A 25,147-nucleotide genomic window follows, 5' to 3' on the forward strand; every position below is an offset into this window, starting at 1 on the left:
TCAACGACATGAGCCCAAATAGCGCGAATCCGGGATAAAACAAAAAAGCCGACCCATTTCTGGATCGGCTTTCGTGCGCTCGGAGAGACTCGAACTCTCACACCTTTCGGAACTGCCGCCTGAAGACAGCGCGTCTACCAATTTCGCCACAAGCGCAGCTCTTTTTATCATCTGACCGCCGTGGTGGTTGTCATTTGATGCTGCAAAGATAGGGGCCTTTTTCGACCCGTGTCAAGCTTTTGCTCAAAAAAACCTGATAAATTTTTTCAAAAAAACCTTGATTTAACGCTATATAGGCTGTTTTTCAGCTGATTGCAGTTGCTTTTTAAATCGTTTTTTTACTGCAATTTCCAGGTGCTTCAGCAGCGGAATGGCTATAATCAGCCAGCCGGCTCCTGCCGTGAAGCCCGCCAGCACGTCGGTGGCGTAGTGCACCCGCAGGTACACCCGCGTCAGGCCGATGAGCAGAATCAGCAGCAGCAGCGCGGCTACCAGGGGGTAGCGCACGGCCGGCCGCCGCACATGCGTCCAGACCAGGTAAATAAGCAGCCCGTAGAATGAAGCCGATATCATGGCGTGTCCGCTGGGGAAGCTCAGGCCCGAGGCTGAGGTAAGCGGCAGCAAGGGGCGCGGCCGGTGGTAGAGCTGCTTGAGCACCAAGTTCAGGGTGATGCTACCCAGGGCTACCACCGGTATCAGCAGGGAGTACCAGCGGTGACGCTTGGCTACCAGAAACCAGCCAATCAGTAGCAAAGCCGCCGCGGAAATAAAGTTGCGCGAAGCCAGAAACGTAATGCCTTCCACCCACTGCTGCCGGTCGGGGCCCAGCAGCTGCCGCGACCACCGAAACGCGGCGGCATCAAATGTGGCCGCATCCTGGTCGAACACTTCCCGGCTCAGGGCCAGAAAAAGCACCACGCCCAGCGTGCCCAGCATAAGGGTAATAGCAAATTCGGTTACGAAAAGGGTAATTCCGGCCAGCAGCCGGCGCAACGTCGTCGTCATAGCTTCTGATACGATGCGGCCGGTAATTTGTCGATGCGCCCTCCTACCCCGCTAAAATCTGCAGTAGCGCGAAAATCCGTTTCGCGACGAGCGCGGCGAGTATTTGGAACTGCGCAAAACCGGATACTCGCCGGCGGCTCGTCGCGAAACAGATTTTCGCGCTAGTGTTTACAGCTCTAGCTTTGCGTATGCCTCGTCTTCCTGATTCCGGCTTCGATGCTGTGGCCTCCTTTTATGACCCACTGGCCCGGCTGGTGTACGGGCGCAGCCTGCGGCAGGCGCAGCAGGCCGCGCTGGAAGCGGGTTTGCCCACAAGTGAGGGCCGCGTGCTCATTATTGGGGGCGGCACGGGCTGGGTGCTGGGCGCGGTGCTGCGGCGCCGACCCAACGCCCAGGTACTGTACCTGGAAGCCTCGCCCCAAATGCTGAACCGCAGTCAGGCCTGGCTAGCGAAAACCCTACCCCAGCACATAAGCCAAGTGGAATTCAGGCTGGGAACGGAGGCTGCTTTGGGAACTGATGAACAGTTTGCGACGGTGGTGGCCTTTTTCTTCTTGGACCTGTTCGAGCCCCATCGGCTGCAGCGGCTGGTGCAGAGGCTGCACGCGGCGCTGGCCCCGGGCGGGGCCTGGCTTCTGGCCGATTTTGCCGCGCCCCAGCGCTGGTGGCACGCGCTGCTGCTAGGGCTAATGTATTGGTTTTTCGGCCTTACTACCGGCATCAGCGCGCGGCGGCGCCCGCCCATAGAAGCGGAGCTGAGGCGGCTGGGCTTATCGGGAGTACCGGCCGGCCGGTTTTTCGGGGAGATGATAGAGGCCAGCGTGTGGCGGTAGGCAGCTGCGTCTGCCCGAAACCACGCACCCTTCTCGAGTTTCTGACCTCAATGCTGTCAGCTCTGCCGCAGACGTGTTAGGTTAGCGTTTCCTTTCTATTCCTTTTCATTTCTCTGCGTATGACCCTGCGGAAAACCGCCGCGCTGCTGCTGCTGGCCCTACCCCTCACGCTGGCCCGAACCACGCAGGCCCAGGCCCCGGTTCAGTACAATCTTTCCTTCCCGAATGCGGTACACCACGAGGCGCGCATTACGGCCACGTTCCGGGAGCTGCCGGCCGGGCCGCTGCAGGTGCGCATGGCCCGCTCCTCGCCCGGCCGCTACGCCCTCCACGAATTCGCCAAGAACGTGTATGACGTGCAGGCCACGGACTCCAAAGGCAAGAGTCTGTCTGTAGTGAAGTCGGACCCTTATGGGTGGACGGTAGCCGGCCACGATGGCACCGTGACGTTTACATACACCCTGTTCGGCGACCGGACCGATGGCACCTATGCTGGCATCGACAGCCGCCACGCCCACCTGAACGCTCCCGCTACCCTGGCGTACGCTCAGGGCCTGGAGCAGCGCCCGGCGGAGGTGAAGTTTGCCCTACCCCAGGGCTGGACGGTAGCCTCCCAGCTGCGGCCCGACGCGGGTGGCGCCACCTGGTACGCCCCCAACCTGCAGTACCTCATGGATTCGCCTACCTCCCTGGGCCCGCAGCAAGTGCGCACCTGGCAGGAACAAGGCAAAACCATTGAGCTGCAGGTGCTGCACGATGGTACGCCGGCCGAGCTGGATGCCTACACCGAGCAAACCAAGAAGATTGTGAAGGAGGCCGCCGCCATTTTCGGAGGCCTGCCCGACTACGACTTCGGGCGCTACACCTTCGTGGCCAACTACCTGCCCCAGACCAGCTCCGACGGCATGGAGCACCGCAACTCCACCAGCCTCACCAGCAGCCGCCCCCTGCGCGGCTCCGGCGCCATTGATAACCTGGGTACCGTCTCGCACGAGTTTTTCCATAGCTGGAATGTGGAGCGCCTGCGCCCCCAGGACCTGGAGCCCTTTGACTTCCAGCGCGCCAACATGAGCAGCAACCTGTGGTTTGCCGAGGGCTTCACGCAGTACTACGGCGAGCTGCTCCTGCGCCGGGCGGGCATCTACACCGATGAGCAATATTGCCAGGAAGCCCTCAGCGGCATTGTAGATGCCATGCTGACCATGCCCGGCCCGAAGCGCTACTCGCCGGTGTACATGAGCCAGCAGGCGCCCTTCGTGGATGCCGCCGCGGCCATCGACCCCAGCAACCGCTCGAACACCTACCTGAGCTACTACTATATTGGGGCGGGCAATGCCCTGGCCCTGGATCTGCAGCTGCGGCAGCGCTTCAAAACCGACCTCGACACGTATATGCGCGCCCTCTGGAAAGAGCACGGCCAGCAGCAGAACTATGCCCCCGCCAAGCCCTACACCCTCCGCGACCTGCAGCGGGTGCTGGGCCTGGTAACCAAGGATACCACCTTTGCCGGTCAGTTTTTCCGCCAGCACATTACCGGCCACGAGGCGCATAACTACGAGCAACTCCTGGCACCGGCTGGGTTGCTAGTGCGCCGGGCCCAGGCGGGCCAGGCCACCCTGGAAGCCCGGATGCAATTTAACCCCGACAGCAGCGCCACCCTGGGTACTACTCTGCTGGGCAGCCCCTTCTACCTCGCTGGCCTCGACCGGGAAGATGTAGTACTGAGGCTGAATGGCCGCAAGCCCACCAATGCCAAGGAGGTGCAGAAGCTCCTAGCGGCTCATAAACCCGGCGACGTAATTCAGGTGGAAGCCCGCGCCCGCGACGGGGTACGCACCGTGCCGGTTACCCTCCAGGAAAACTCCGACCTAGAAGTCGTGCCCTACGAACAGGCTAGCCGCCCTCTGACCAAAGCCCAAAAGAAATTCCGGGACGAGTGGCTGGGCAGCAAAGCTCCGGTAAAGTCGAAGCGGTAATTTCCTACCCCTTCAAAAACCACAAACCCCTGCCTTGCAGTTGCGAGGCAGGGGTTTGTGCATGTAGCCCGGACCAATAGGCCAGAATACTATTACTGACCCGCGTAAAAGCGCCAGGCCAGCACCAGCAGGAAGCCCACCGCGCCCAGCGCCAGAATGCGCAGGCCGTGGGCACGGTCCTGAGGGAGGAAGCCGTACACTTGCCGGCCATCAGGCAATTGCTTTTTGTGCGAGTACAGGTGCCAGCCAATAAACAGGGCGATAATGCCGCCCAGCAGTGCCGTTACGTAGCCAAATATCACCCAGGCTTTTTGGCGGGGCTCGGGCTGGGCCAAATCCTGAATGCGTTGCTGCCGCAGGCGCTCCGTCAGGGCCGGACTAACGTCGTGGCCGCGCTGGCGCAGAATACGGCGGGCCAGGGCCACATCAAAGCTGTTCCACTCGTCGGGCTTGAGCAGGATGTCGAGTAGCTCGTCGTCGGTGAAGTTGAACAGGTAGTGGTCGGCGGGGGCGCTGGCGGTTAGCTCGTCGCTGGCGGCCAGCTCCAGGGCGTGGGCCCGCTCAAAGTCCTCGGGGCGCAGCTGCACCACGAAGTAGGTGCTGGTGGGGTTGAAGGCAAACGAAGGGTCGATGCGCGGCTGATCGAAGACGGTTTCGTAGGGAATGTCGTGCTCGTGCAGCAGCTGGAGCAGAGGCTGGGCCGCTTCCACGGAGGCAAACCGCTGATAGGATTGATAGTCAGACATAGGGTAGCAAGGTAAACGGCAGTGAAGGTGGCAGTTTTTTCCGGGCCGGGCACGGTAACGGGCCGCCCAGCGTTTCGTACCTTAGATGCCGGTTCACCCAACGGTTCCGGCCGCCTCCTTATGCTCCGATGCCTTTCCCTTCTCACCTTCGGCCTGCTGCTGGCCGGCGCGGCTCAGGCCCAGGCGCCTGAACAGCCCGCCCCTACCCCCCGGCTGGGCCTGAAGCCTTCGTACAGCCTCAACGCCGGGGCTATGTTTGCGGGCCGCTACGGCTCGGCTACCTACCTCAGCCCTACGGTTTCCGTGCCGGTTACCAACCGCTTCTCGGTGTTTGGCGGCGTTACCTATATGCGCGTGATGCCGGGCGCGGCGTACATGCCTTTTGGCGAGGCTGGCCGCTTCGGGGCTACGGCCCAGAACCGCTACCTCATTCAGGGCGGTGGCCAATACGCGTTATCGCCGCGCGTAACCCTAACGGGCTCGGCGTGGAAAGACCTGACGCCTACCTCCGGTTTTCAGGTGAACCCTTACGCCGGTTTTGGGGGTAACCTGGGTTCCGGCGTGAACCTGCGCGCCGACTACCACATCACGGAGAACTTCTCGGTGTCGGGTGGCGTGCGGGTGAGCAACGGCGCTACGGCTTACCCTGGTGCCTATTCGCCGCTCTACGGGCCGGGCGGGTACTGGTAACTGTATATCCCCTCGTGTCATCCTGAGCACAGCGAAGGACCTCTACCGCTGACTAACTTAGAAATGAGTTACTCACAGTAGAGGTCCTTCGCTGTGCTCAGGATGACACGAGGATTTATTGTGTTTCTTTTGTCCCATTCCGTCTTTTCTATCATGTTCCGCCGCGCATGGCCCCTACCCCTCGCTTCGTCCGCAACCCGCAACTGGCCACCATCAAGCCCAATTATCCCGGCAACAAAATGATAGGGGCCGAATACTGCAACGGCGAGGATCTGTACGAGCCCAATTTCGGCACCGTTATTAAGTGGCAGCTGAGCGAAAACCCGCAGAAGGAAGAAAAAAAGGCCGATACCTGGGTACCAGAGGTGGTGGACTGCACGTCGTTTCTGCAAAGCCAGGAAGATGGCTTGGTGTGGCTGGGGCACGCCTCGTTTCTGCTGCGCATCGGTGGCAAAACCATTGTTTTTGATCCAGTGCTGTTTTCGTCCATAGGGTTGCGCCACCGTCACCCGCTGCCCTGCCGCCCCGAGGACCTGACCAACCTCGACTACCTGCTGCTCAGCCACGGCCACCGCGACCATCTGGACGAAAAATCCATCAAGCTGCTGGCCCGCCAGAATCCGCAGCTGCGGGCGTTCGGGCCTCTAGGTATGGCCGGACTGGTGCGCGGCATGGCCCGCACCTTGCCCGTACAGGAAGCCGGCTGGTGGCAGCAGTTCGATTTAGGCCCCGATGCGCCCTTCGAGCTGTTCTACCTCCCGGCCTCGCACTGGCACCGTCGCGGCCTCTTCGACCTGAACACGGTGCTATGGGGTTCCTTCCTGCTGCGCCTGCCCGATGGCCGCACCCTATACTTTATGGGCGACACCTCCATGGCCGACCATTTCGAGGCCATTGAAAAGCAGTTTGGCCCCCTGGATGTGGTGCTGCTTCCCATCGGGGCCTACAAGCCGCCCTACATGATGCAGATGAGCCACGTAAACCCGCACGAAGCGGCCAAAGCGGCCAACCTGCTGCGGGCCGGCCACTTGGTACCCATGCACTACGGCACCTTCGACCTGAGCGACGAACCGGCTTCTGAACCCATTCGGGAGCTGCAACTAGTCGCCAACGGCAAAATGCTGCGCGGGGAGCTACACGTACCGGCCGTGGGCGAGGTGCTGCGCTGGCAGGAGTGGGAGTAAGCTCAGTTGTTGGTTGAGGGTTGCCAGATGTCAGTTGGGGCATTGCGCACGAGTATGCGCTTGAGTATGCGCTATTGTTGATTGGTTGTTGGTAGCTTTGAAACCTGTTTTCAACTGATGCGGCTGCTACCGGTCGGTTTGCTCTGAAGCATACTGACAACCGGCAACTGACAACCGGCAACTGAATCCCCCATGTCTCCTACCCTCGTGCTGAGCCTGATTGCGGGCTACTTCGTTGTTCTCATCATCATTGCCTACCTCACCTCCCGGAAGGCAACCAGCGAATCGTTCTTTATTGCCAACCGCAACGCGCCCTGGTACATGGTGGCGTTTGCTATGATTGGCACGTCGCTCTCGGGGGTGACGTTTATTTCGATTCCGGGCATGGTGGCGGGGCAAAGCTGGAGCTACATGGCCGTGGTGCTGGGCTACATAGTGGGCTACCTCGTAATTGGCACCGTGCTCATGCCGCTGTACTACCGCCTGCGTTTAGTGAGCATCTATACTTACTTAGAGCAGCGCTTTGGCTTCTGGAGCTACAAAACCGGGGCCCTGTTCTTCCTTATTTCCCGGGCTGTGGGGGCGGCATTCCGGCTGTTTCTGGTGGCCGGCGTGCTGCAGTTTGCCGTGTTTGATCAGTTGGGGGTGCCGTTTGCGGTTACCGTAACGGTCAGCATCTTCCTGATTTATCTCTACACGTTCCGCGGAGGCCTCAAAACCATTCTCTGGACCGATACCTTCCAGACCCTGGCCATGCTGGTGTGCGTGGGCGTGAGCATTTACCTGATGGCCGATGAGCTGAACCTGGGCTTTGCCGGGCTGGTGAAAACGGTCAAGGAAAGCTCCATGTCGCAGATTTACTTCTCGGACCCCAAGGACGATAAGTTTTTCTGGAAGCAATTCGCCTCCGGGGCCTTCATTACCATCGTCATGACCGGCCTCGATCAGGATTTGATGCAGAAGAACCTGAGCTGCCGCAACCTGCAGGACGCCCAGAAAAACATGTTTTGGTTTACCATTGCCATTGTGCTGGTGAACGTGTTCTTCCTGTCGCTGGGCGTGCTGCTCTACCAGTTCGCGGCGGCCAAAGGTATCAGCCTGCCTACCAACCCGGCCACCGGCAAAGTCATCGGCGACAATGTGTTTCCGCTGCTGGCCACCAACCACTTCTCCCTGTTTGCGGGCATTGTGTTTATCCTGGGCATCATTGCCGTAACCTACGCCTCCGCCGACTCGGCCCTGACGGCGCTTACTACCTCCTTCTGCGTGGACATGCTGGTAATTAGCCGCTACCCCGAGGCCCAGCAGAAGCGCATCCGCCAGGCCACCCACTTCGGTTTCTCACTGGTGCTCATTGTTATCATCCTGATTTTCCGGGCCATTAACGACCAGAGCGTGATTACCTCGGTGTTTAAGGCGGCGGGCTACACCTACGGACCGCTGCTGGGGCTTTACTCCTTCGGTATCTTCACCAGCCGCGGCCTGCACGATAAGCTGGTGCTGCCCGTGTGCGTGGCGGCCCCGCTGCTGACCTGGTTTATCAATGCTAATTCAAAAGACTGGTGGGGCTACGAGTTCGGGTTTGAGATTCTGATTCTGAATGGGTTACTTACTTTCCTTGGGCTGCTGGCAATTTCGCGTCCGCGCAACCTGGAATTGAACCCTGTTGCGTAGGGGTTGTTTAGGGGAGCGTACCTTTGCATTCCGCTCGGAATGACAAGGCCAAAGATTACTTACTAGTCGCTCAGCTCCCTGTCCTACCTATCCTATGAAACATCTTTTCTTCATCTTCCTGCTCGTAGCTTTGGCCGCGGGCGGGGCCCAGGCCCAAACTACCGCTGGTAACGTGCCGGCTAAGCAGCCCATTGAGCTGAAGCCCGGCCGCATGCAGCCCCAGGCCAAGCCCGCGCCCAACCGGCCCGACGCCCCGCCCCAGTTTCCGGGCGGTGCCCAGGGTTTGAACACGTTTTTTCAGCAAAATCTAAAGTATCCGGAAGCGGCCAGCGTCAAGCAAATCAGCGGCAACGTGGTGATGACCTTTACGGTGGAAGCCGACGGGCACCTGACTAACCCCTCGGTGGTGCAGCCTCTTTCGCCGGAGTGCGACACGGAGGCGCTGCGGGTGCTGGGCCAGATGCCGGCCTGGAAACCCGCCACCCGCAAAGGCCAGCCCGTTGCTACCCAGGTGCGCCTGCCCATCCCCTTCGGCAACTCCGAGGGGCTACAGGTGGAGCAGGGAAAGCCTAAATTTGAATAACTGAACTCCAGACATGAGAAAAGAGAAGTGAGAACCCAAAGAGCGTTCAGCTAGTCCTGAGCCCTCTTCTGGTTCTCACTTCGCTGTTCTCACTTCTAACACACAATGGCCCGAAGTGGACTGAATACCAGCGGCGCTGACGCGGAGAATGCGCCCGAAAAAAAGAAGCTTACCAAACAGAGTTTTCAGCAGGGGCTGCGCATCTTTCGTTTCACCCTGCCTTACCGTGCTAAATTTATTGTAGGCACGGTGCTCCTGACGCTTTCCAGCGCCACCACCATTGCCTTCCCCTGGATTATCGGCAAGCTGGCCGACACGGCCAGCGGCAAGCCCGTCATTCTACCCAATGGCGCGGCCCTAACCATCAACCAGCTGGCCCTAGGCTTTGCCCTGCTGATTCTGCTGCAGGGCCTTTTCTCGTTTGGCCGGATCTGGTTTTTCACGCAGGTTTCGGAGTTTACCGTCCGGGATATCCGGCAGGCCCTGTATCAGAAGTTTGTGAGCCTGCCGGTGCCTTACTTCGAGAAGAACCGGGTAGGCGCCATCACCTCGCGCATTACTTCTGATGTAGGCATCATTCAGGATTCCTTTTCCCTAACACTGGCCGAGCTGTTCCGGCAGGTGACGACGCTGGTCGCGGGCATCGTGTTCATCATGGTGGTATCCGTGAAGCTGTCGATGTTTATGCTGCTCACGTTTCCGCCCATTGTGGTGCTGGCCATGGTGTTCGGCAAGAAGATCCGGGTGCTGTCTAAAACCACTCAGGATGAGTTGGCCAAAACCAACGTCATCGTAGAAGAAACGCTGCAGAGCATCAATACGGTAAAGGCGTTTACCAACGAGCAGTTTGAAACCGGCCGCTACAACGCCTCGCTCAGCAAAACGGTGCGGGCGGCTCTCAAAAGCAACCTCTACCGCGGCGGCTTTGTGTCCTTCGTGATTATTGGGTTGTTTGGAGGTATTGTGCTGGTGCTCTGGCGGGCCGCTACCCTGGTGCAGGCCGGCCAGATGACCATCGGCGACCTGACCCAGTTTGCCTTGTACACCATGTTCATTGGGGCTTCGGTAGCGGGCCTGGGCGAATTGTACGGCAAAGTACAGAGCACGCTGGGCGCCTCGGAGCGCATCCTGGAGATTCTGGAGGAGCCTACGGAGCCTACCCACCTGCCCGGCGCCACGCCCCTGCAGATACACGGCAACATCGAGTACCAGCACGTAGCTTTCCGCTACCCCACCCGCCCCGATCTGGCCGTACTCAAAGACATCAGCTTCGACATTCAGGCCGGCGAAAAGATTGCGCTGGTGGGTCCGTCGGGCGCAGGCAAATCAACCATTGTGCAGCTGCTAATGCAGTTCTACGAGTTGAGCGGAGGTAGCATTGCCATTGATGGCCGCGACGTGACGCAGTACGACCTCACGGAGCTGCGCCGCCACATCGGCATCGTGCCCCAGGAAACCATTCTGTTCGGGGGCACCATCCGCGAGAATATTGCCTACGGCAAGATTACGGCCACCGACGAGGAAATCATGCAGGCCGCCCGCAAGGCCAACGCCTGGCAGTTTATCAGCTCCTTCCCCGAAGGACTCGACACGGTAGTGGGCGAGCGGGGCATCAAGCTTTCGGGCGGGCAGCGCCAGCGCGTGGCCATTGCCCGCGCCATTCTGAAAAACCCCGCCATTCTGATACTAGACGAGGCTACCTCCTCCCTCGACTCGGAAAGTGAAAAGCTGGTGCAGCAGGCCATGGACGAGCTAATGCAGGACCGCACCAGCATCATCATTGCCCACCGCCTCAGCACCATCCGCAAGGTGGATAAGATATTGGTTATCGATGGCGGCCGCATTGTGGAGCAAGGCACCCACGACGAGTTGGCCCACAGCGAAAACGGCCTCTACGCCAACCTGCTGAAGCTGCAGTTTGAGCTTACCTAAATCACTGATCTAGACGGATTTTTCGGATTGAACGAAACGGGCGGCGCGGGTGCGCCGCCCGTTTCGTTTTCTAGCTTATTATCGTGGTTATTGAATTCAAATAACTCCCGCATGCCTAGCCTTCGCCTCCCAGCTACCCCGCCCACCTTTGCCGAGTACCAACTGATTCATCAGACGCAGCAGCAGCGCCGCTACCCGGACCGACCGAATTCGCGCCGGCCGGCTACTTCTGACTCTTGGAAGCAGAAAGTACAACTCTGGCTGGCCGGAGTTTTCGGAGGAAGCTTGTACTTCTGGCTACAAGGGCCTGGAGCCTGGCTTGCGTGGGCACTCCTGACAACGCTGCTTACAGGCCTCGGGCTTTTGCATGAGTGGTGGGAATACCGCAAAGCGTACCGCGAGTACCAGCTGCGCCCGGTACCCACGGGGTTTCAGCTGAAAGCCGAGGGCTTGGTTGTCGAGCAGGCTACAACCCGGCAATTCTATCCCTGGAGCAGCTTCTACCGCATCCTGCACCTCGATGATTTGCTGCTCTTCTACACCTCCATTGAGTACTGCTTCTACCTTGATCTGCGCCGGGTGCCACCGCCCGCTACCCCCGCCGATGTGCTGAACCTGTTGCGCCACCCCGAAGTTGCCGGGGCCTGAGTTACTTTCGCGGGGACTATGGCACCTTCCGCACCTTCCCTACCCCCTTTGCACCTGGCAGCCGTGCGCATGTCGGAGGCCGATTACGTGGCCGTGAACTTTCGGCTCTGGCAGGCCCGGCCGGCTACGCGCCGCAACCACTGGCTGCTGGGCGCGGCAGTGCTGCTGCTAACGGTTAGCATTGGGCTTGATGTGTGGGAACATGGGCGTATCGAAACGTGGTCCACGCTGCTGTTTTTGGGGGTAGCGGTGGCATACGGCGCGCTTCGGGTGGGGCTGGTGCGCTACCAGCTGCGGCGCGGCTATGCCCGCAACCCGGCCGCGCAGGCACCCACCGACTACACCCTGGCGGCCGATGCCCTGCGCGGCCAGAGTGCCGACGGCCGCTTTGCTACCCCCTGGGCGCGCCTGAAGCGGGCCGTGTGGGTGGGGCCGCACTGGCTGCTGCTCTATCCCACCGAGTTGGCCTGCTACTACCTGGACGTGCGCCGGCTGCAGGCTCCGGCCACGGCTGCCGAGGTGGCGCAATTTCTTGATCAGCAACAGCTTTCGCAGCAACGGCTATGAAGCCGCCGCCTGTGGCATTAGCAGCTGGCTAACTTCTTGAGCCATCTGCTGGTTTTACCTACTTTTACCCCATCATCCCTTCTCTCACTTGCTTTTTCTATGATTAGCTCGACTTTCCTGCACTCTTCTTCCCGCGCCCTCGGTGCTACCTTGTTGGTAAGCGGCGTGCTGCTCTCCTCGGCCGCTGAGGCCCAGATCAGCACGCCCCAGGCCAGCCCCAAAAGCACCGTGCAGCAGCGCGTGGGCCTCACCGATGTAACTATTACCTACTACCGTCCCAGCCTGAAAGGCCGCCTCGGCTTCGGAGAGGCTGCCAGCAAAGCTCTGGTACCCTTCGGCCAACGGTGGCGCACGGGTGCCAACTCTACTACCAGCATCAAATTCTCGGACGACGTGATGGTAGAAGGCAAGAAAGTACCGGCCGGCGAGTACGGCATCTACACCGTTCCCGGCAAAGCTTCCTGGACGGTGGTGCTAAACAAAAATACCAAGCTAGGTGCCAACGTGGACGGCTTCAAGGCTGAAGACGACGTAGCCTCCTTCACCGTGAAGCCCGTGAAGCTGGCTAACAAAGTGGAAACCTTCACCATCAACTTCACCGACCTGACGCCCGCCACCGCTACCGTGGACATGCAGTGGGAAACCACCGCGGCCCGCTTCAAAATCACCTCCGATGTTGAGTCGAAGGTAATGGCCCAGATTGACGAGAAGGTGCTGAAGAACAGCAGCCCTTCCAACGGCGACCTGGCCGCCGCCGCCGTGTACTACCTCGACAACAACAAGGACCCCAAGCAGGCTTTGGAGTGGATGCAGAAGGCCAACGCCACCGACCCCAAGTTCTGGAACGTGCACACGGAGGCTAAAATCCGCATGAAAATGAAGGATTACAAAGGCGCCGTAACGGCAGCCGAGCAGTCGAAGAAACTGGCCCTTGAAGCTAAAAACGCCCAGTACGCCCAAATGAACGACGAGTTGATTGCCGACGCTAAGAAAGCCGGCAAGCTGTAAGCTAGGTAGCTGAGTAACAAAGAAAAGGCCTTGCTTCCCCGTGGAAAGCAAGGCCTTTCGCTTTTCAGATGACTTTTGAGCAGTTGGTTCCCAGCAAGTTAGCACAAAGAAGACTAAGGGCCTGCCCTTAGCCAACTACGCTGTTGTTGCTGGCCTGCCGCGCTGGAGCAGCAGGCTGCCTACCACCACTACCCCGCAACCCAGGATGTTGTACCAGAGGTAGCCAATATCCGTGGCGAAAAACAAAATCAGCACAATGGTTTGGGCTACTACCGCCGACCAGAAAACGGCCGAAGCGCCTACCTTTTTCAGGAAGAAAGCCACCATGAAGATGCCCAAAATGGTGCCGTAGAACAGGGAGCCCAAGATGTTTACGGCCTGAATCAGGTTTTCAAGGCGTGCGGCGAAGGTGGCGAAACCGATGCCGAGTACGCCCCAGGCCACGGCCGCCACCCGTGAGGCTTTCACGTAGTGCGCTTCGGGCTGCTCGGGCTGACCGGGTTTATAGAGGTCCACCACGGTAGTGGACGCCAGGGCGTTAAGGCCGGCGGCGGCCGAGCCCAGGGCGGCGCTGAGCACCACCGCAATCAGCAAACCCACTAAGCCCTGGGGCAGGTAATTCAGCACGAAGGTCAGGAAGACGTAGTCGGTGTCCTTGGCTTCGGTGGCGGGCACGGCCTGTTTCAGCAGCTTCTGGGCCTGCTGGCGTAGGCCTTGGGTAGCGGCCTGGGTGGCCTGGACGTGAGTTTGCGCGGCAGTTGCGGCTTCCTGGTTATTAGTCTGCAGAGCGGCTACCAGCTGGCCGGTAGCGTGGCGGCGAGCCTCAAATACGGTAGCGTGTTCGCGCTCCAGCTCGCGCAGGGCGGGGCCGTACTGCTCGGAGTGGGCCACTTGAATGTACACCGGCCGGTTGAAAGTAAGCGGGGCCAGGTTGAACTGATAGAACACGAACAAGAGCACGCCCAGCAGCAGAATCCCAAACTGCATCGGTATTTTCAGCAGGCCGTTCATCAGCAAACCCAGGCGGCTTTCAGTAATGTCGCGGCCGGTGAGGTAGCGCTGCACCTGGCTTTGGTCGGTGCCGAAGTAGGAAAGTGCCAGGAACAGGCCGCCCGTCATGCCCGACCAGAAGTTGTAGCGGTCTTTGGGGTCGAAGTGGAAATCGACGAGGTTGAGCTTGCCCTGGTGGCCGGCCAGGCGCATGGCATCCGTAAAGCCGACCCCGGCCGGCAGGTAGTGCACCAGCAGGTAGCCCGCCACCAGCAGCCCCACGAAAATCACCAGCACTTGCCCCTGCTGGGTTACCATTACGGCCCGCGTGCCACCTGATACGGTGTAAGCAATCATCACCCCACCCAAGAGCCACACCGTCAGGTGGATATTCCAACCCAGGATGGCCGACAGCACCAAGGCCGGGGCGTAAAGCGAAAGGCCATTACTGAGGCCGCGCTGCACCAGAAACAGCAGGGCTGCGAAAGTGCGTGTACGTCGGTCAAAACGACCTTCCAGGTATTCGTAGGCCGTGAACACGCGCAGCCGGTGGTAGATGGGCACGGCAAACACAGCAATCAGCACCATGGCAATGGGCAAGCCAAAGTAGAACTGAATAAACCGCATGCCGTCGTCATAGGCTTGGCCGGGCGTACTCAGGAAGGTGATGGCCGAGGCCTGGGTAGCCATGATGCTCAGCCCGATGCCCCACCATGAGGCTTGGCGCCCCCCGAGCAGGTAGCCATCCAGGGTGTCGCCGGCGCGGCGGGTGCGCCAGGTGCCGTAGCCCACGATAAACATGAGCGTGCCGCCCAGAATCAGCCAGTCGAGCCCACTCATGCGAACAGCCGCGTCAGGTACACGAACAGGCCGATTTCTACTACCAGAGCGCCCAGCACCAGCACGTACCAGGCCCGCCACGAAGGCAGCAAGGGCGGTTTAGACTCCGGAGCGGGGGCGGGGGTAGCACTGAATGACGACACGGAAAGAACAGCTAGCGCAAAAGTGAGAGACGCAAGATAGGAACTCAGGCGGCAGCAGGAACGCTCGGCGCTCCGGAAAAAGTACCTTTCGGCCGTAGCCACCAGGTAGCTATTTCAATGCCGCAGGTAAGCACTAGCGCCAGGCAAACCGCCGCCACTACATCGCTGAGCCAGTGTACTTCCAGCCCTACCCTGCCCATGCCCACCAACCCGATGCCGGCCAGCAGCCAGGGCCGCGCCTTCGGGAACCGCAGGGCCAGGGGTAGCAGCAGGCCCGCCACCCAGGCCGTGTGCCCGGACGGAAAGGCATCAAAACGGCCTACCGGCTGCCAGAAGTCAGAATTCGGAGTCTGGTAAGTTAGTATAGCCAGCGGGCGGGGCCGGTTAAAGTATAGTTTGAGCAGGTTGCCTACCCCCTCGCTACCCACCGTGGTCAGCAGTACCACCAGCCAGATGGTGCAGTGGGACCAGCGGCGGAAGCGCGTCACCCCGAACAGCACCAGCAGTAAGGGCAACGACAGCGGCACTCCCAGCGGACTAGGCGCATGAAACAGCCACGAAAGGTAGTCGGTAGCAACCATCAGCGCGGCAAAAAAAGGCTGGACCGGCGCTCCTTGCTTGTGCACCAGACGGGCCAGCGGCTCATCCACTACAAAGATGCAAAGCAAGGTAAGCGGAACCAGCACTACTAGGCCTTTCAGCAGCAGACGGAGGTAGAAATAAATAGTCACGGTAATACTGCTTGGGCGGCTCTCACTGCTGTCATCCTGAGCATGTCGCGCATCAAGCGAGGACGAAGGATGACAGACGATTTCATCTATCCTGCCTCCCTACTTGCCCAATGACACCATGTTGGTGAGCAAGCGGTAGGCGCCGGGCACGCCGGCGGGCAACTCCCGGAACAGCGAAAGGCCGGTATAGATGTAGTTACCTTTGCCATACTTCGCCACTAGAATGGCGCTTTCCTTAGCTTTCTCGCCGGGGTCGGCGGAGCTGATGACGGTTTGGTACTTCGGGTCCCAGGCACTGGGGTAGTACAGGCCCTGCTCTTGCACCCAGCCTTCAAAATCCTTGGCGGTAATTTTGTTGGGCGAGTTGAGCAGGGGCTGCTGGGGATTCAGGAAGGTGACGGCCGCGTTTTCCACCGTTACGCGGTCCGAAGATAGGGTAAGGGGGTAGGGACCGATCTGGGGCAGGACGGTGCCGCGGTTCACGGTGTACTGCACCACCAGGTTGCCACCGTTTTCCACGTAGCGGAGCAGGGTGGGCTGCACGGTTTTGAGGCGGTCCACGGTGTTGTAGGCCCGCACGCCCAGTACCACGGCATCGAAGCGGCGCAGGTTCTGGTCGGTGAGGTCCTCGGGCTTGAGTAGGGTGACGGTGTAGCCAATCTGGCGCAGGGCGTCAGGCACCTCGTCGCCGGCCCCCATGAGGTAGCCGATTTCCTGGCCCTTGCGCTTGAGGTCCAGCTTCACCAGCGGGGCCACGGCTTCGGGGAAGAGCACCTGGGTTGGAATGTGGGTATACTCGATGGCCTGGTAGCCGCGCGAATAGGTTTGCCCGTCCACGGTAGCCACAGCCCGCAGCTCGGTTTTGCCGTCCTTAGCCCCACCCCCCGGCTGCACCCGGAACTGCACGGTTTGCTCGGCGTCTTTGCTGGCCAGCTCGAAAGAAATGCTCGCCGGCTCCGACTTCCAGCCCTGCGGCAAGGTCAGCGCCACGGAGCCTTTCACGCCCGCCTTACCGGCCCGCAAGGTCACGGGAATGGTTTTGGGTTGGTTGTCGGCGAAGACATAGGCGCGTCCACCGATGTTCACGGCCACGGGCGGCACCACCACCAGCGGGCGATACTTCTCTCCTTCTACTGGGTCAGTGCTTTTGTATTGGAGAGGTTTACTATAGATGATTGGAACCCCAGCTATTTCTAGTTCAAAATCTACGTCAGCCACCGGAAAGTTTTCCGGTTCACCTAATACACTGGTTCCTTCAATTTGGATAGAACCGTGTAAGTCACTGGTGAGAGTTACATCCTCTACTACACTAGGAATCTTATACATTCCGATTGTGCCCATTTCACGCAACCAGTAAGGCTGTGAAACAGAATACTTAGCAGGTATAGTGTAGGTTAGTTGCTTGCTAAAGAGTTTGTTAGCCAGCAGTTGTTCGTTGATAGTAGCCGGTAATCTTTTATTCAATAAAAAAGAATTTACTATTTCATCATCATTAAAGGCAGTTGGTTTAAGCCATCTTAAATTCACAGGAACAGAAGAGCGGTTTAATGCCTCAATTGTTAAATGCAGCTCACCACCAGAAGGCATGGAAGTTTCCTGCACTACTGCTGATAAGCTTAAGCCTAAGCAGGCGTATATCAATTCATTAACTTCTCTACCTTTCTCACTATCCCAAAAGGATGCCTCTTTGGGCAGTTTTTCACAAGCAGCCCGCACCTTCAGCAGCCCCGCCACACTGGCACTGGGGTTGCTGGGGTCATACTTCCGAATAACCTCGTCTATCAGCTTGCCCACGGCCGCGCCGCCAGGCACGCGGTTCCAGCTCATGTCGATGCCCTCGAAGGGGTCGGACTTGGCCTTGTCGCCCTTCACGTATTGCAGGTACTCCAGCGCCTCGCCGCGCTGGGCCGCCGAGCCGAAGCCCTGGCTTTTATGCTGGGAGCGGCTGCGGGCGGCAATTTCGCCGTAGCTCTGGCCCAGCAAGGGGTTGTAGGCACCGGCATCCACTTTCAGGTAGCCATCCATGTTTTCGCCGGGCTTCACGAAGAAGCTGCCGGTATTCCAGAACAGTCGCTTGGGCTGCCAAGGCTGCACGTATTTGAGCTGCTCGGGGAAGCGTTTTGGGTCGCCGGCAGCATCGAAGGCTTCGGCGGCCAGGATGGCGGAGGCGATGTGGTGACCGTGGCCGGCCCGGCTGTCGGGCGGGAAGCGGGTGATGAGCACATCGGGGCGGCGCTGCCGAATCACCCATACCATGTCGGACAGCACCTGCTCCTTGTCCCAGATGGTGAAGGTTTCATCGGGGGTTTTGCTGAAACCGAAGTCGTTGGCACGGGTAAAGAACTGCCTACCCCCATCAATGCGCCGAGCCGCCAGCAGCTCCTGGGTGCGTATCACGCCGAGCTGTTCGCGCAGCTCCGGACCGATGAGGTTCTGGCCGCCGTCGCCGCGGGTGCAGCTGAGGTAGCCGGTTTCCAGCAGGCGGCCGTTGGCCATGTAGGCAATGAGACGGGTGTTTTCGTCGTCGGGGTGAGCGGCAATGTAGAGCACTGAGCCCAGCACATTCAGCTTCTTGAGCCCCAGCAGAATCTCGGACGAGGAGTAGGTTTTGGGCGCCTGGGCCTGGGCAGTGAATGAGTAACTGAGTGACTGAGTGAATACTGCTGCCAGCAGGACGGTGCGGAGAAAGCGCAAGGGGTGGAAAGGCATACGGAAGGGCATCTTGAGGGCGTGAAGATAACCGCACGCCCCACATGGTGTTTCACTACCCTCGTTTCTTCAGCAGAAGTATAACTATTGCCACGCCTGTCACTACTTAGCGAAACGCCGTCGGTTATCTTCACTAAAGGTGATAGGTGTTACCCACTTCAGTGGCCTCCAACGCCCAAAGCGGTATGTGGCTCCCCAGTCGCGGGAAGCTACCTGGCGGGCAGCTTGCAGAGCTACCGCATCGTATGGGTCGCCAGCGCTTTTTTGAATTACTACTCGGCAGCTTTTGCCAGTGCTATCAGGCGTGAACTGCACAAACACCCGGTAAGTAGCAGCTGGCTGCTTAAGAATCTTTTGCCAGTCGATGGCGCGGTAGAGTTGCGCCGTAAAATCTTCATCGGGCAACTTATTTACTTGATTTCGATAGGTACGCTGACCTACCAGCCGACCACGCCGAAACGTCAGCAGCCAGTCTTTTTCATAGATAGATTCATACCCCAGATGCTCATAGCGCAGTAGTTTACCCAACGGCACATCTAAGGTTCCTTCTACCCAATCAGCTGCCACGCGCCCCTTTGTATCTAGTTGAAACCATTGTTCCAAGTCAATGGCAGCCTTTTTTTCATCGCAGCCAGGTTTGACTTCTAGCAGAAACAGTTGGCCATTCTCCAACTGCCACGTTGCCTGATACCCGCGCCAACAAGCCGTAGAACCTTTTGTCAGCTCTGCGGGCCGCTGCTTCTTTTTGGCGAGCCATTCTTCCAACGGGTTAGAATGCAGCAAATATTCTTTACCCTGAAACCGCAGACGGTCTGGCACTTGTGATGTAGCTGCCGCGTAACGAATATCCAGCAGTAAGAGCAACACAGCTAATACATAATATCTCATTATAGTAGGCATTGTGAACATAAACCGACCGGCTTGCTGCATAGCGTCAGGCGGCACAAAGCATCCTTTCGCCCCTCAAAACAGGTTTCCAAAGGGCTTTCTGATAGATACAGCGTGTCGCCCTGATAGAGCAGGATATCGGGTATCTGGGTGGTAGCCTGCGCAACCACCGGCGCCGCCCACCCGACTATCATCAGCATAAACCACTGTATACATTTTCGCATTTGGGAAGATAAGAGGAGACGCTTCAGCTGCGCTTCATCCTGTGGCGCGGTCCTTGCGTACATCCTGCTTTCCTTTCCGTTTTGAACTCCCCTTGCATGGCGTTTCCCCTCACTTCCCGGCTGCGGCTGCTGGGCCTCTCGTTTCTGCTGCCGGTGCTGGCCGCTTCTGCCCAGACTCTCCCTCCCGCCGCTTCCAACTCTGCCGCTGCTACGCCCCAATGGTATTTGCTTGACCCCGAGCAGGATGGGGGCGTGATGGGCATCAGTGCCCGGCGTGCCTACCAGGAGCTGCTCCAGGGCAAAGCCTCTACCCCGGTCATCGTGGCGGTTATTGATGCCGGCATCGATACGGCCCACGTGGACCTGAAGCGCGTGCTCTGGCGCAACCGCAAGGAAATTGCCGGCAATGACAAAGACGACGACCAGAACGGCTACGTTGATGACGTACTGGGCTGGAGCTTTCTGGGCGGGCCCGATGGGCGCAACATCAACGTAGAAACCCTGGAGGAAACCCGTATCCTGGCCAAGCTGCAGCCGCTGTACGCCGGCAAAGTGCGTACCGCCGTGCCCGCCGCCAAGCGCGCTGAGTTCGACCTTTATCAGAAGGTAAAGAAAAGCTACGACGCCAAGGTGAAGGAGAATACTCAGCGCCTTAAGGAGTTCAACCAGGCCTACCTCGAAAACTCCCAGGGCGCTGCTGGCCTCAAGCAGGCGCTGGGGGTAGCCCGCCTCGATACGGCCACCCTGCGCAACCCGCCCACCCAGGACCCGGAGCTGCGCCAGATTACGCAGGGCCTCTACGCTACTTTGGTGCAGACGGGCTTTGCCTCGCTGGATGATGTGCTGGAAGAAATGAAGAAGGGCCTGAAGGAGACTCAGGACCAGCTTGACTACGGCCTTAACCTGAAATACAACCCCCGCCCCATTGTGGGCGACCGGCCCGAGGATACCAAACAGCGCGACTATGGCAACCGCGACGTACACGGCCCCGACCCTATGCACGGTACCCACGTAGCCGGCATCATTGGCGCCGACCGGGAAAACAACCAGGGCGTGCTAGGGGTGGCCTCCAACGTGCAGATTATGGCCGTGCGTGCCGTACCCGATGGTGATGAGCGGGACAAGGACGTGGCTAACGCCATCCGCTACGCCGTGGACAACGGGGCCCAGATCATCAACATGAGCTTTGGCAAGTACTACTCGCCCCAGCGCCCGGCCGTGGAGGAAGCTATCAAGTACGCCGCCAGCAAAAACGTACTGCTGGTGCACTCAGCGGGCAACGAAAACGAGGACCTCGACAAAACTCTGCAGTACCCGGCCCCGGTGTACCTCAGCGGGCAGCGCATCCCTAACATGATTACGGTGGGCGCCTCGGCTCGCACCAACGATGAAAACCTGGTGGCCGACTTCTCGAACTACGGCAAAAATCAGGTAGATGTATTCGCGCCCGGCAACCAGATTTACGCTACCCTGCCCGGCAGCCGCTACGGCAACCTGAGCGGCACCAGCATGGCTGCCCCTGTGGTAGCGGGCATTGCTGCCACCCTGAAATCGTACTACCCCCAGCTAACGGCCGTGCAGCTCAAGCGCATCATTCTGGAGTCGGCGGTGCCCTACCACACCAAGGTGCGCAAACCCGGCTCCACTACCCTTGTCGATTTCGCGGAGCTCTCCCGCACGGGCGGCCTCGTGAACCTCTACCGCGCCCTGCAACTGGCCCAGCAGCCCACGCCCGAGCCGAAATAACCCGGCAGTTTCTGCAGCTTTTACGCAACCCTGCCCTTCCGGAGGAGTCTCTAAAATAGAGAACTTACTCCGGAAGGGCAGTTTGTTTTGAAGGTTCCGGGGGCTTTAGCCGGTGGTCTGCAACCGGTTAGCGGCCCCGTGGCGGGTAGCGAAGGGCTGCCCCGGCAGCAGCAACAGCGCCACTAAAAGCAGGGCATTCAGGCCCGGCACCAGTAGCAGCAGGGCATACCAGCCGCTGCGCCCCACATCGTGCAGGCGGCGCACTGCCAACACCGCCACCAGCGCGGTAGCCAGCAGCCACAGCCCCGAGGCCAGCCACAGCGGTGGCACCTGGCCCTGGGGCGTAAAACCATACAGCAACGCCAGCGGCAACACCACCGGCACCAGTTCAAATGCAAATTCCTTCCGCTCCTGCCGCCCCCATAACACCGGATACTGCTCTAACAATGCCATAAATACTACTCCTGTTTTCGTGGGCCTACGCTGGTCCCCTGAAAAAACTTTTCCAAATTCCAGGCCAGTCCCCTGCTGCCGGGCCGGGGTGCCTTAATTTTCAACATTCAATCACGCGGCGCCGTACCTGATGGCACTGCGTTTTCCTGTTTCGCCTATGACTGATTTCCATCCCATGCCTTCGTCCGAGTTACCTGCTACCCCTTCTTCCGGCGGCACCAGCCTGAAACGCCCGGGCCCCAGTGCCCGCTCTGCCCGCGACCGGCGCTGGTGGCGGCGGCAGGTGGCCAACACCTTATTAATGGTAGTGGGAGTGTTTTCGGCGGGGTTCGGGTTGGAGAGCTTTCTGCTGCCCGGCGGCTTCCTGGACGGGGGCGTAACCGGGGTTTCCCTGCTGATAGTCAGGGTTTTCGGCCTGCCCCTGCCGGCGCTTATCGTGGTCCTGAACATTCCATTTGTGCTCATGGCCTGGCGGCAGCTCGACCCCGGCGTTGCCATCCGGACCCTGCTCGGTATTCTGGGCTTGGCCTTGGTGCTGGCCCTGATTCCCTACCCCATCGTCACGCAGGATAAGCTGCTGATATCGGTATTCGGGGGCTTCTTCCTGGGGGCCGGCATCGGGCTGGCCATGCGGGGCGGGGGCGTGCTCGATGGCACCGAAATTATGGCCATCTATTTGAGCAAACAGTCGAGCATGAGCGTGGGGGATATCATTCTGGTATTCAACATTCTCATTTTTGGAGTGGCGGCCTGGGTGCTGTCCATCGAAACGGCCCTGTACTCCATCCTGGCCTACCTCTCGGCGGCCAAAACCATCGATTTTATTATTGATGGTCTGGAGGAGTACACCGGCGTCACCATCGTATCGGGCCGCTCCGATGCCATCCGCCGCATGATTACCGAAAAGCTGGGCCGGGGTGCTACCGTGTACACCGGCAAGCGCGGCTACGGCACCCGCGGCGAGCAGCCCAACCCTGTTGATATCGTCTTCACGGTTATCACCCGCCTCGAAGTCTCGAAGCTAAAAGCCGAAGTAGAGCAAATTGACCGCCAGGCCTTCATGGTCATGCACAGCGTCCGGGACACCAAAGGCGGCATGATCAAGAAGCGCCCCCTGCATTAGACAGTTGTGAGTTGTGAGTTGCCGGTTATCAGTTGCCAGGGGTAGCGCTTATCGGTAGCAGGTCCTACCCCTTCACTCTGACCAAAGCCCCAGCGGGGCGACACCTTCTCGTTGAACGAGGAGGTGTCGCCCCGCTGGGGCTTTATTGTTTCACTTCCAATTCTCTACCAATACGCAGCCCCTCCAGGGCTTTGGTCAAACTGAGAGGGTAGGAATACAACCGGCAGACCGCCCCGCCAGGATCTACCTCTGACAACTCACAACCGACAACTCACAACTCATAACTGGCAACTGATAACCGGCATCTCACTATTTCCCATCTTTGCGGTATGGCTGCACCTCTCCTTCTCTCCGACCTGTACATCTACCCTGTTAAGTCGCTGGGCGGCATCCGCGTAGCGGAAGCGGCGGTGGAGCCCCGCGGCCTCCGCCACGACCGGCGGTGGCTGATTGTGAATGAGCGCAACCAGTTCATGACCCAGCGGCAAACCCCCGCCATGGCTCATCTGAAGGTGTCGGCGGCCTACAATGGCTTCCTGCTCAGCCACCTCGCCCGCCCCGATCTGCTGCCCTTGTTCGTGCCCTTTGAGGCTACCCCCGAAAAAACCCTGTTCGTTACCATCTGGGACGATATGGTGTTTGCCTGGCGCGCCCGCCCCGAGTGCGACGAGTGGCTTTCGGAAGCCCTGGGGCAGCCCTGCAAGCTGGTGTACATGTCGGATATGGTGCGCCGCGACGTGGAGCGCGACTACAACCCGGAAGGTAAGCTGGTGAGCTTCGCCGATGCCTACCCCTTTCTGATGATCGGGCAGGAATCGTTGCAGGAGCTGAATGGGCGCCTGGCCGAGCCCGTTGGCATGGACCGCTTCCGCCCTAACCTGGTGTTCAGCGGGGGTCAGCCCTTCGGCGAGGATGCGTGGCACCACTTTCTGATTGGGGAGCTGCCGTTCCGGGCCGTGCGGGCCTGTGGCCGGTGCGTGCTCACCACCATCGACCAGTGCACTGCTACCCGCCACCCGCTTGGCGAACCCCTGCGCACTTTGGCCGGCTACCGCTCGGAGGGCAACAGCGTGAACTTCGGGCAGAACGTGACCGGCAGCGGCCAGGGCCTGCTCCGCGTAGGAGACGCCATCCAGGTGCTGGACTACAAAAACTAACCTTTTGCCTTGGGCGCGCCGGTGGGTGCCGTGTGTTCCTTTCGGGCTTTTCGGCCGTAGCCAGGACTATGGGTATGGGCTTGGAACTAGCTAGCCGCGCCCCTATCTACGGTTCAGCTTGGCATTTGGGGGCGGTACGTTACGGGCAGTAACGGCCCAGCTTGCCTTAAATTCAGCGAATAGGACAATTTTCGAAAAAATTTCTGTTATTTTTCTATAATATTAAGATAATGCTAATACATTTGAAAAGTCAATCGGGTCTTGATGTAGTGATACTCAGCCGGCTGATTCTCCGCTCCCCAATCGAGTAGTCTTCTATTGGAAGAACAGGTGGCTCCCAAGCTGGCCCATCTGCTCTTACCTTTGTTGCCCTCGCTCCCCGCCCCTATTGCATGCCTCGTCAGTTTCGTTTTTTACCCCACCGGTTTGTATTCCTTTGGCTGTGTCTGCTGGCACCCCTTCTGCTCCGGGCCGAGGATAACAACACCCTGCAGCTCCTGCACGAGCCCTGGGGCCGCCTGTTGCACCACCATGTAACCTCCGATGGGCGCTTGGACTACGAGGCGCTGATAGACGAAGAAGATAAGCTGCTGGACTACCTCGAAAGCCTGCGCAAAGTAAAGCCGGACCCCAGCTCCTGGACCCACGACGACACCGAGGCCTTCTGGCTGAACGTGTACAATGCCTCGGCCACCTATTTAGTACTGCAGTACTACCCCGTTGCCAGCATCAACGATATCCGGGTGAAAACAGTGAGCGGCGTGAAGTCGCCGTGGGAAGCGCCGGTAGTAAACGTGGGGGGCCAGAGTTACTCCCTTAACCAGATTGAGCGGCAAATGCTGCGCGACCAGTTTCATGACCCGCGCGTGCATTTTGCCCTCATGTATGGGGCCGCCTCCAATGCCCCCGTGCTGGCTGAGCCCTACGACGGTGCTCACCTCGGCGCTCAACTGGATGCGCAAGCCCGGCGCTTCATCAATGACCCGGCCTTCAACCAGCTTACGCCCCAGCGCGTCCTGCTCTCGGGCCTGTTTCAGGCGTACGCTACCGAGTTCGGGACGGATGCTCAGGTGCTGGCCTTTGTGAACCGCTATGCCCGCACCCCGGTACTGCCTACCGCTCAGGTAGAGTATCAGTCGTTTAGCTGGGCCCTCAACGACCGGAGTGTGCTCAGCAGCTCCCACGCTCTGAACAAACGCTAGTCGGCCTGCCAACCCGCGCGTAAGCTGCCCCGTACCGCCTAGCGGTGCGGGGCGCTTGTCTGTTGGGCCCTACCCACCTCACGTACGCCTTCCGC

The 25,147-nt window shown here is 59.4% G+C and carries 22 protein-coding genes and 1 tRNA gene; 14 read left to right on the forward strand and 9 right to left on the reverse strand.

Annotated features, from left to right (window positions below; genetic code table 11):
• Window positions 1-74: 74 nt before the first annotated feature.
• Window positions 75-156: transfer RNA gene (locus FGZ14_RS10305), tRNA-Leu, on the reverse strand.
• 132 nt (window positions 157-288) lie between these two features.
• On the reverse strand, window positions 289-1,005 hold the full coding sequence (locus tag FGZ14_RS10310; RefSeq protein WP_139923950.1) for a phosphatase PAP2 family protein: 717 nt from the start codon (window positions 1,003-1,005) through the stop codon (window positions 289-291).
• Window positions 1,006-1,193: 188 nt separating this feature from the next.
• Between FGZ14_RS10310 and FGZ14_RS10315 the strand changes: the two genes are divergently transcribed.
• Entirely contained in the window at window positions 1,194-1,838 is a 645-nt protein-coding gene (locus tag FGZ14_RS10315) for a class I SAM-dependent methyltransferase (RefSeq protein ID WP_139923952.1), read from the forward strand.
• Window positions 1,839-1,957: 119 nt separating this feature from the next.
• Window positions 1,958-3,814, forward strand: a complete 1,857-nt coding sequence (locus tag FGZ14_RS10320) for a M61 family metallopeptidase (protein ID WP_139923954.1) — start codon at window positions 1,958-1,960, stop codon at window positions 3,812-3,814.
• Between the two features lie 92 nt (window positions 3,815-3,906).
• Here FGZ14_RS10320 and FGZ14_RS10325 read toward each other — a convergent pair whose 3' ends face one another.
• Window positions 3,907-4,560 carry a hypothetical protein gene (locus tag FGZ14_RS10325; protein ID WP_139923956.1) on the reverse strand — a complete coding sequence of 218 codons (654 nt, stop codon included), beginning with the start codon at window positions 4,558-4,560 and terminating at the stop codon, window positions 3,907-3,909.
• Window positions 4,561-4,680: 120 nt separating this feature from the next.
• Here FGZ14_RS10325 and FGZ14_RS10330 point away from each other — a divergent pair, with 120 nt between their 5' ends.
• From FGZ14_RS10330 to FGZ14_RS10365, 8 genes are all read left to right on the forward strand, one after another.
• The gene (locus FGZ14_RS10330) at window positions 4,681-5,250 is read left to right on the forward strand and encodes a hypothetical protein (protein ID WP_139923959.1); all 570 of its coding nucleotides are present in this window, start codon (window positions 4,681-4,683) and stop codon (window positions 5,248-5,250) included.
• A gap of 167 nt (window positions 5,251-5,417) precedes the next feature.
• Window positions 5,418-6,434 carry an MBL fold metallo-hydrolase gene (locus FGZ14_RS10335; protein ID WP_139923961.1) on the forward strand — a complete coding sequence of 339 codons (1,017 nt, stop codon included), beginning with the start codon at window positions 5,418-5,420 and terminating at the stop codon, window positions 6,432-6,434.
• 192 nt (window positions 6,435-6,626) lie between these two features.
• Window positions 6,627-8,108, forward strand: coding sequence for a sodium:solute symporter (locus FGZ14_RS10340; protein ID WP_180754325.1), 1,482 nt, complete (start codon window positions 6,627-6,629; stop codon window positions 8,106-8,108).
• 94 nt (window positions 8,109-8,202) lie between these two features.
• Window positions 8,203-8,691: an energy transducer TonB gene (locus FGZ14_RS10345; RefSeq protein ID WP_139923963.1), complete on the forward strand. Its 489-nt coding sequence runs from the start codon at window positions 8,203-8,205 to the stop codon at window positions 8,689-8,691.
• Between the two features lie 105 nt (window positions 8,692-8,796).
• Entirely contained in the window at window positions 8,797-10,623 is a 1,827-nt protein-coding gene (locus tag FGZ14_RS10350) for an ABC transporter ATP-binding protein (RefSeq protein WP_139923964.1), read from the forward strand.
• Window positions 10,624-10,734: 111 nt separating this feature from the next.
• Window positions 10,735-11,271: a YcxB family protein gene (locus tag FGZ14_RS10355; RefSeq protein ID WP_139923967.1), complete on the forward strand. Its 537-nt coding sequence runs from the start codon at window positions 10,735-10,737 to the stop codon at window positions 11,269-11,271.
• 18 nt (window positions 11,272-11,289) lie between these two features.
• A complete protein-coding gene (locus FGZ14_RS10360) occupies window positions 11,290-11,838 on the forward strand; it encodes a hypothetical protein (protein ID WP_139923968.1) in 549 nt (182 codons plus the stop codon).
• A gap of 99 nt (window positions 11,839-11,937) precedes the next feature.
• Window positions 11,938-12,846, forward strand: a complete 909-nt coding sequence (locus tag FGZ14_RS10365) for a DUF2911 domain-containing protein (protein WP_139923970.1) — start codon at window positions 11,938-11,940, stop codon at window positions 12,844-12,846.
• A 135-nt stretch (window positions 12,847-12,981) separates the two neighbouring features.
• Here the strand turns inward: FGZ14_RS10365 and FGZ14_RS10370 are convergent, their stop codons facing one another.
• The 5 genes from FGZ14_RS10370 to FGZ14_RS10385 all read right to left on the reverse strand — a co-directional run bounded on the left by FGZ14_RS10370 (window position 12,982) and on the right by FGZ14_RS10385 (window position 19,126).
• Window positions 12,982-14,676, reverse strand: coding sequence for a sodium:solute symporter (locus tag FGZ14_RS10370; RefSeq protein WP_139923972.1), 1,695 nt, complete (start codon window positions 14,674-14,676; stop codon window positions 12,982-12,984).
• On the reverse strand, window positions 14,673-14,819 hold the full coding sequence (locus tag FGZ14_RS21750) for a hypothetical protein (protein WP_180754326.1): 147 nt from the start codon (window positions 14,817-14,819) through the stop codon (window positions 14,673-14,675). The genes FGZ14_RS10370 and FGZ14_RS21750 overlap by 4 nt, the downstream gene beginning before the upstream one ends.
• Before the next feature lie 44 nt (window positions 14,820-14,863).
• Entirely contained in the window at window positions 14,864-15,550 is a 687-nt protein-coding gene (locus tag FGZ14_RS10375) for a phosphatase PAP2 family protein (protein ID WP_139923974.1), read from the reverse strand.
• Window positions 15,551-15,649: 99 nt separating this feature from the next.
• Window positions 15,650-18,259: a PIG-L family deacetylase gene (locus tag FGZ14_RS10380; protein ID WP_139923976.1), complete on the reverse strand. Its 2,610-nt coding sequence runs from the start codon at window positions 18,257-18,259 to the stop codon at window positions 15,650-15,652.
• Window positions 18,260-18,361: 102 nt separating this feature from the next.
• On the reverse strand, window positions 18,362-19,126 hold the full coding sequence (locus tag FGZ14_RS10385) for a hypothetical protein (protein WP_139923978.1): 765 nt from the start codon (window positions 19,124-19,126) through the stop codon (window positions 18,362-18,364).
• Between the two features lie 341 nt (window positions 19,127-19,467).
• Between FGZ14_RS10385 and FGZ14_RS10390 the strand changes: the two genes are divergently transcribed.
• The gene (locus tag FGZ14_RS10390) at window positions 19,468-21,117 is read left to right on the forward strand and encodes a S8 family peptidase (protein WP_139923981.1); all 1,650 of its coding nucleotides are present in this window, start codon (window positions 19,468-19,470) and stop codon (window positions 21,115-21,117) included.
• Window positions 21,118-21,222: 105 nt separating this feature from the next.
• Here FGZ14_RS10390 and FGZ14_RS10395 read toward each other — a convergent pair whose 3' ends face one another.
• Window positions 21,223-21,570: a DUF805 domain-containing protein gene (locus tag FGZ14_RS10395; protein ID WP_139923983.1), complete on the reverse strand. Its 348-nt coding sequence runs from the start codon at window positions 21,568-21,570 to the stop codon at window positions 21,223-21,225.
• A gap of 157 nt (window positions 21,571-21,727) precedes the next feature.
• Here FGZ14_RS10395 and FGZ14_RS10400 point away from each other — a divergent pair, with 157 nt between their 5' ends.
• The 3 genes from FGZ14_RS10400 to FGZ14_RS10410 all read left to right on the forward strand — a co-directional run bounded on the left by FGZ14_RS10400 (window position 21,728) and on the right by FGZ14_RS10410 (window position 25,052).
• Window positions 21,728-22,693 (forward strand): YitT family protein, encoded by a 966-nt coding sequence (locus tag FGZ14_RS10400; RefSeq protein ID WP_139923985.1) that lies wholly within the window; start codon window positions 21,728-21,730, stop codon window positions 22,691-22,693.
• Between the two features lie 329 nt (window positions 22,694-23,022).
• Window positions 23,023-23,850 (forward strand): MOSC domain-containing protein, encoded by an 828-nt coding sequence (locus tag FGZ14_RS10405; protein ID WP_139923986.1) that lies wholly within the window; start codon window positions 23,023-23,025, stop codon window positions 23,848-23,850.
• 392 nt (window positions 23,851-24,242) lie between these two features.
• Entirely contained in the window at window positions 24,243-25,052 is an 810-nt protein-coding gene (locus tag FGZ14_RS10410; RefSeq protein ID WP_139923988.1) for a DUF547 domain-containing protein, read from the forward strand.
• The last annotated feature ends 95 nt before the right edge of the window (window positions 25,053-25,147 follow it).

Source organism: Hymenobacter sp. DG01, from assembly GCF_006352025.1.
GTDB lineage: Bacteria > Bacteroidota > Bacteroidia > Cytophagales > Hymenobacteraceae > Hymenobacter.

Excerpts from the sequence above, each read along its gene's own strand:
- FGZ14_RS10380 (WP_139923976.1), bottom strand. The coding sequence starts at position 18,259 with ATGCCTTTCCACCCCTTGCGCTTTCTCCGCACCGTCCTGCTGGCAGCA.
- FGZ14_RS10355 (WP_139923967.1), top strand. The coding sequence starts at position 10,735 with ATGCCTAGCCTTCGCCTCCCAGCTACCCCGCCCACCTTTGCCGAGTAC.
- FGZ14_RS10320 (WP_139923954.1), top strand. The coding sequence starts at position 1,958 with ATGACCCTGCGGAAAACCGCCGCGCTGCTGCTGCTGGCCCTACCCCTC.
- FGZ14_RS10310 (WP_139923950.1), bottom strand. The coding sequence starts at position 1,005 with ATGACGACGACGTTGCGCCGGCTGCTGGCCGGAATTACCCTTTTCGTA.
- FGZ14_RS10370 (WP_139923972.1), bottom strand. The coding sequence starts at position 14,676 with ATGAGTGGGCTCGACTGGCTGATTCTGGGCGGCACGCTCATGTTTATC.
- FGZ14_RS10365 (WP_139923970.1), top strand. The coding sequence starts at position 11,938 with ATGATTAGCTCGACTTTCCTGCACTCTTCTTCCCGCGCCCTCGGTGCT.
- FGZ14_RS10410 (WP_139923988.1), top strand. The coding sequence starts at position 24,243 with ATGCCTCGTCAGTTTCGTTTTTTACCCCACCGGTTTGTATTCCTTTGG.
- FGZ14_RS10400 (WP_139923985.1), top strand. The coding sequence starts at position 21,728 with ATGACTGATTTCCATCCCATGCCTTCGTCCGAGTTACCTGCTACCCCT.
- FGZ14_RS10395 (WP_139923983.1), bottom strand. The coding sequence starts at position 21,570 with ATGGCATTGTTAGAGCAGTATCCGGTGTTATGGGGGCGGCAGGAGCGG.
- FGZ14_RS10350 (WP_139923964.1), top strand. The coding sequence starts at position 8,797 with ATGGCCCGAAGTGGACTGAATACCAGCGGCGCTGACGCGGAGAATGCG.
- FGZ14_RS10340 (WP_180754325.1), top strand. The coding sequence starts at position 6,627 with ATGTCTCCTACCCTCGTGCTGAGCCTGATTGCGGGCTACTTCGTTGTT.
- FGZ14_RS10325 (WP_139923956.1), bottom strand. The coding sequence starts at position 4,560 with ATGTCTGACTATCAATCCTATCAGCGGTTTGCCTCCGTGGAAGCGGCC.
- FGZ14_RS10330 (WP_139923959.1), top strand. The coding sequence starts at position 4,681 with ATGCTCCGATGCCTTTCCCTTCTCACCTTCGGCCTGCTGCTGGCCGGC.
- FGZ14_RS10345 (WP_139923963.1), top strand. The coding sequence starts at position 8,203 with ATGAAACATCTTTTCTTCATCTTCCTGCTCGTAGCTTTGGCCGCGGGC.
- FGZ14_RS10405 (WP_139923986.1), top strand. The coding sequence starts at position 23,023 with ATGGCTGCACCTCTCCTTCTCTCCGACCTGTACATCTACCCTGTTAAG.
- FGZ14_RS10390 (WP_139923981.1), top strand. The coding sequence starts at position 19,468 with ATGGCGTTTCCCCTCACTTCCCGGCTGCGGCTGCTGGGCCTCTCGTTT.
- FGZ14_RS10315 (WP_139923952.1), top strand. The coding sequence starts at position 1,194 with ATGCCTCGTCTTCCTGATTCCGGCTTCGATGCTGTGGCCTCCTTTTAT.
- FGZ14_RS10360 (WP_139923968.1), top strand. The coding sequence starts at position 11,290 with ATGGCACCTTCCGCACCTTCCCTACCCCCTTTGCACCTGGCAGCCGTG.
- FGZ14_RS10335 (WP_139923961.1), top strand. The coding sequence starts at position 5,418 with ATGGCCCCTACCCCTCGCTTCGTCCGCAACCCGCAACTGGCCACCATC.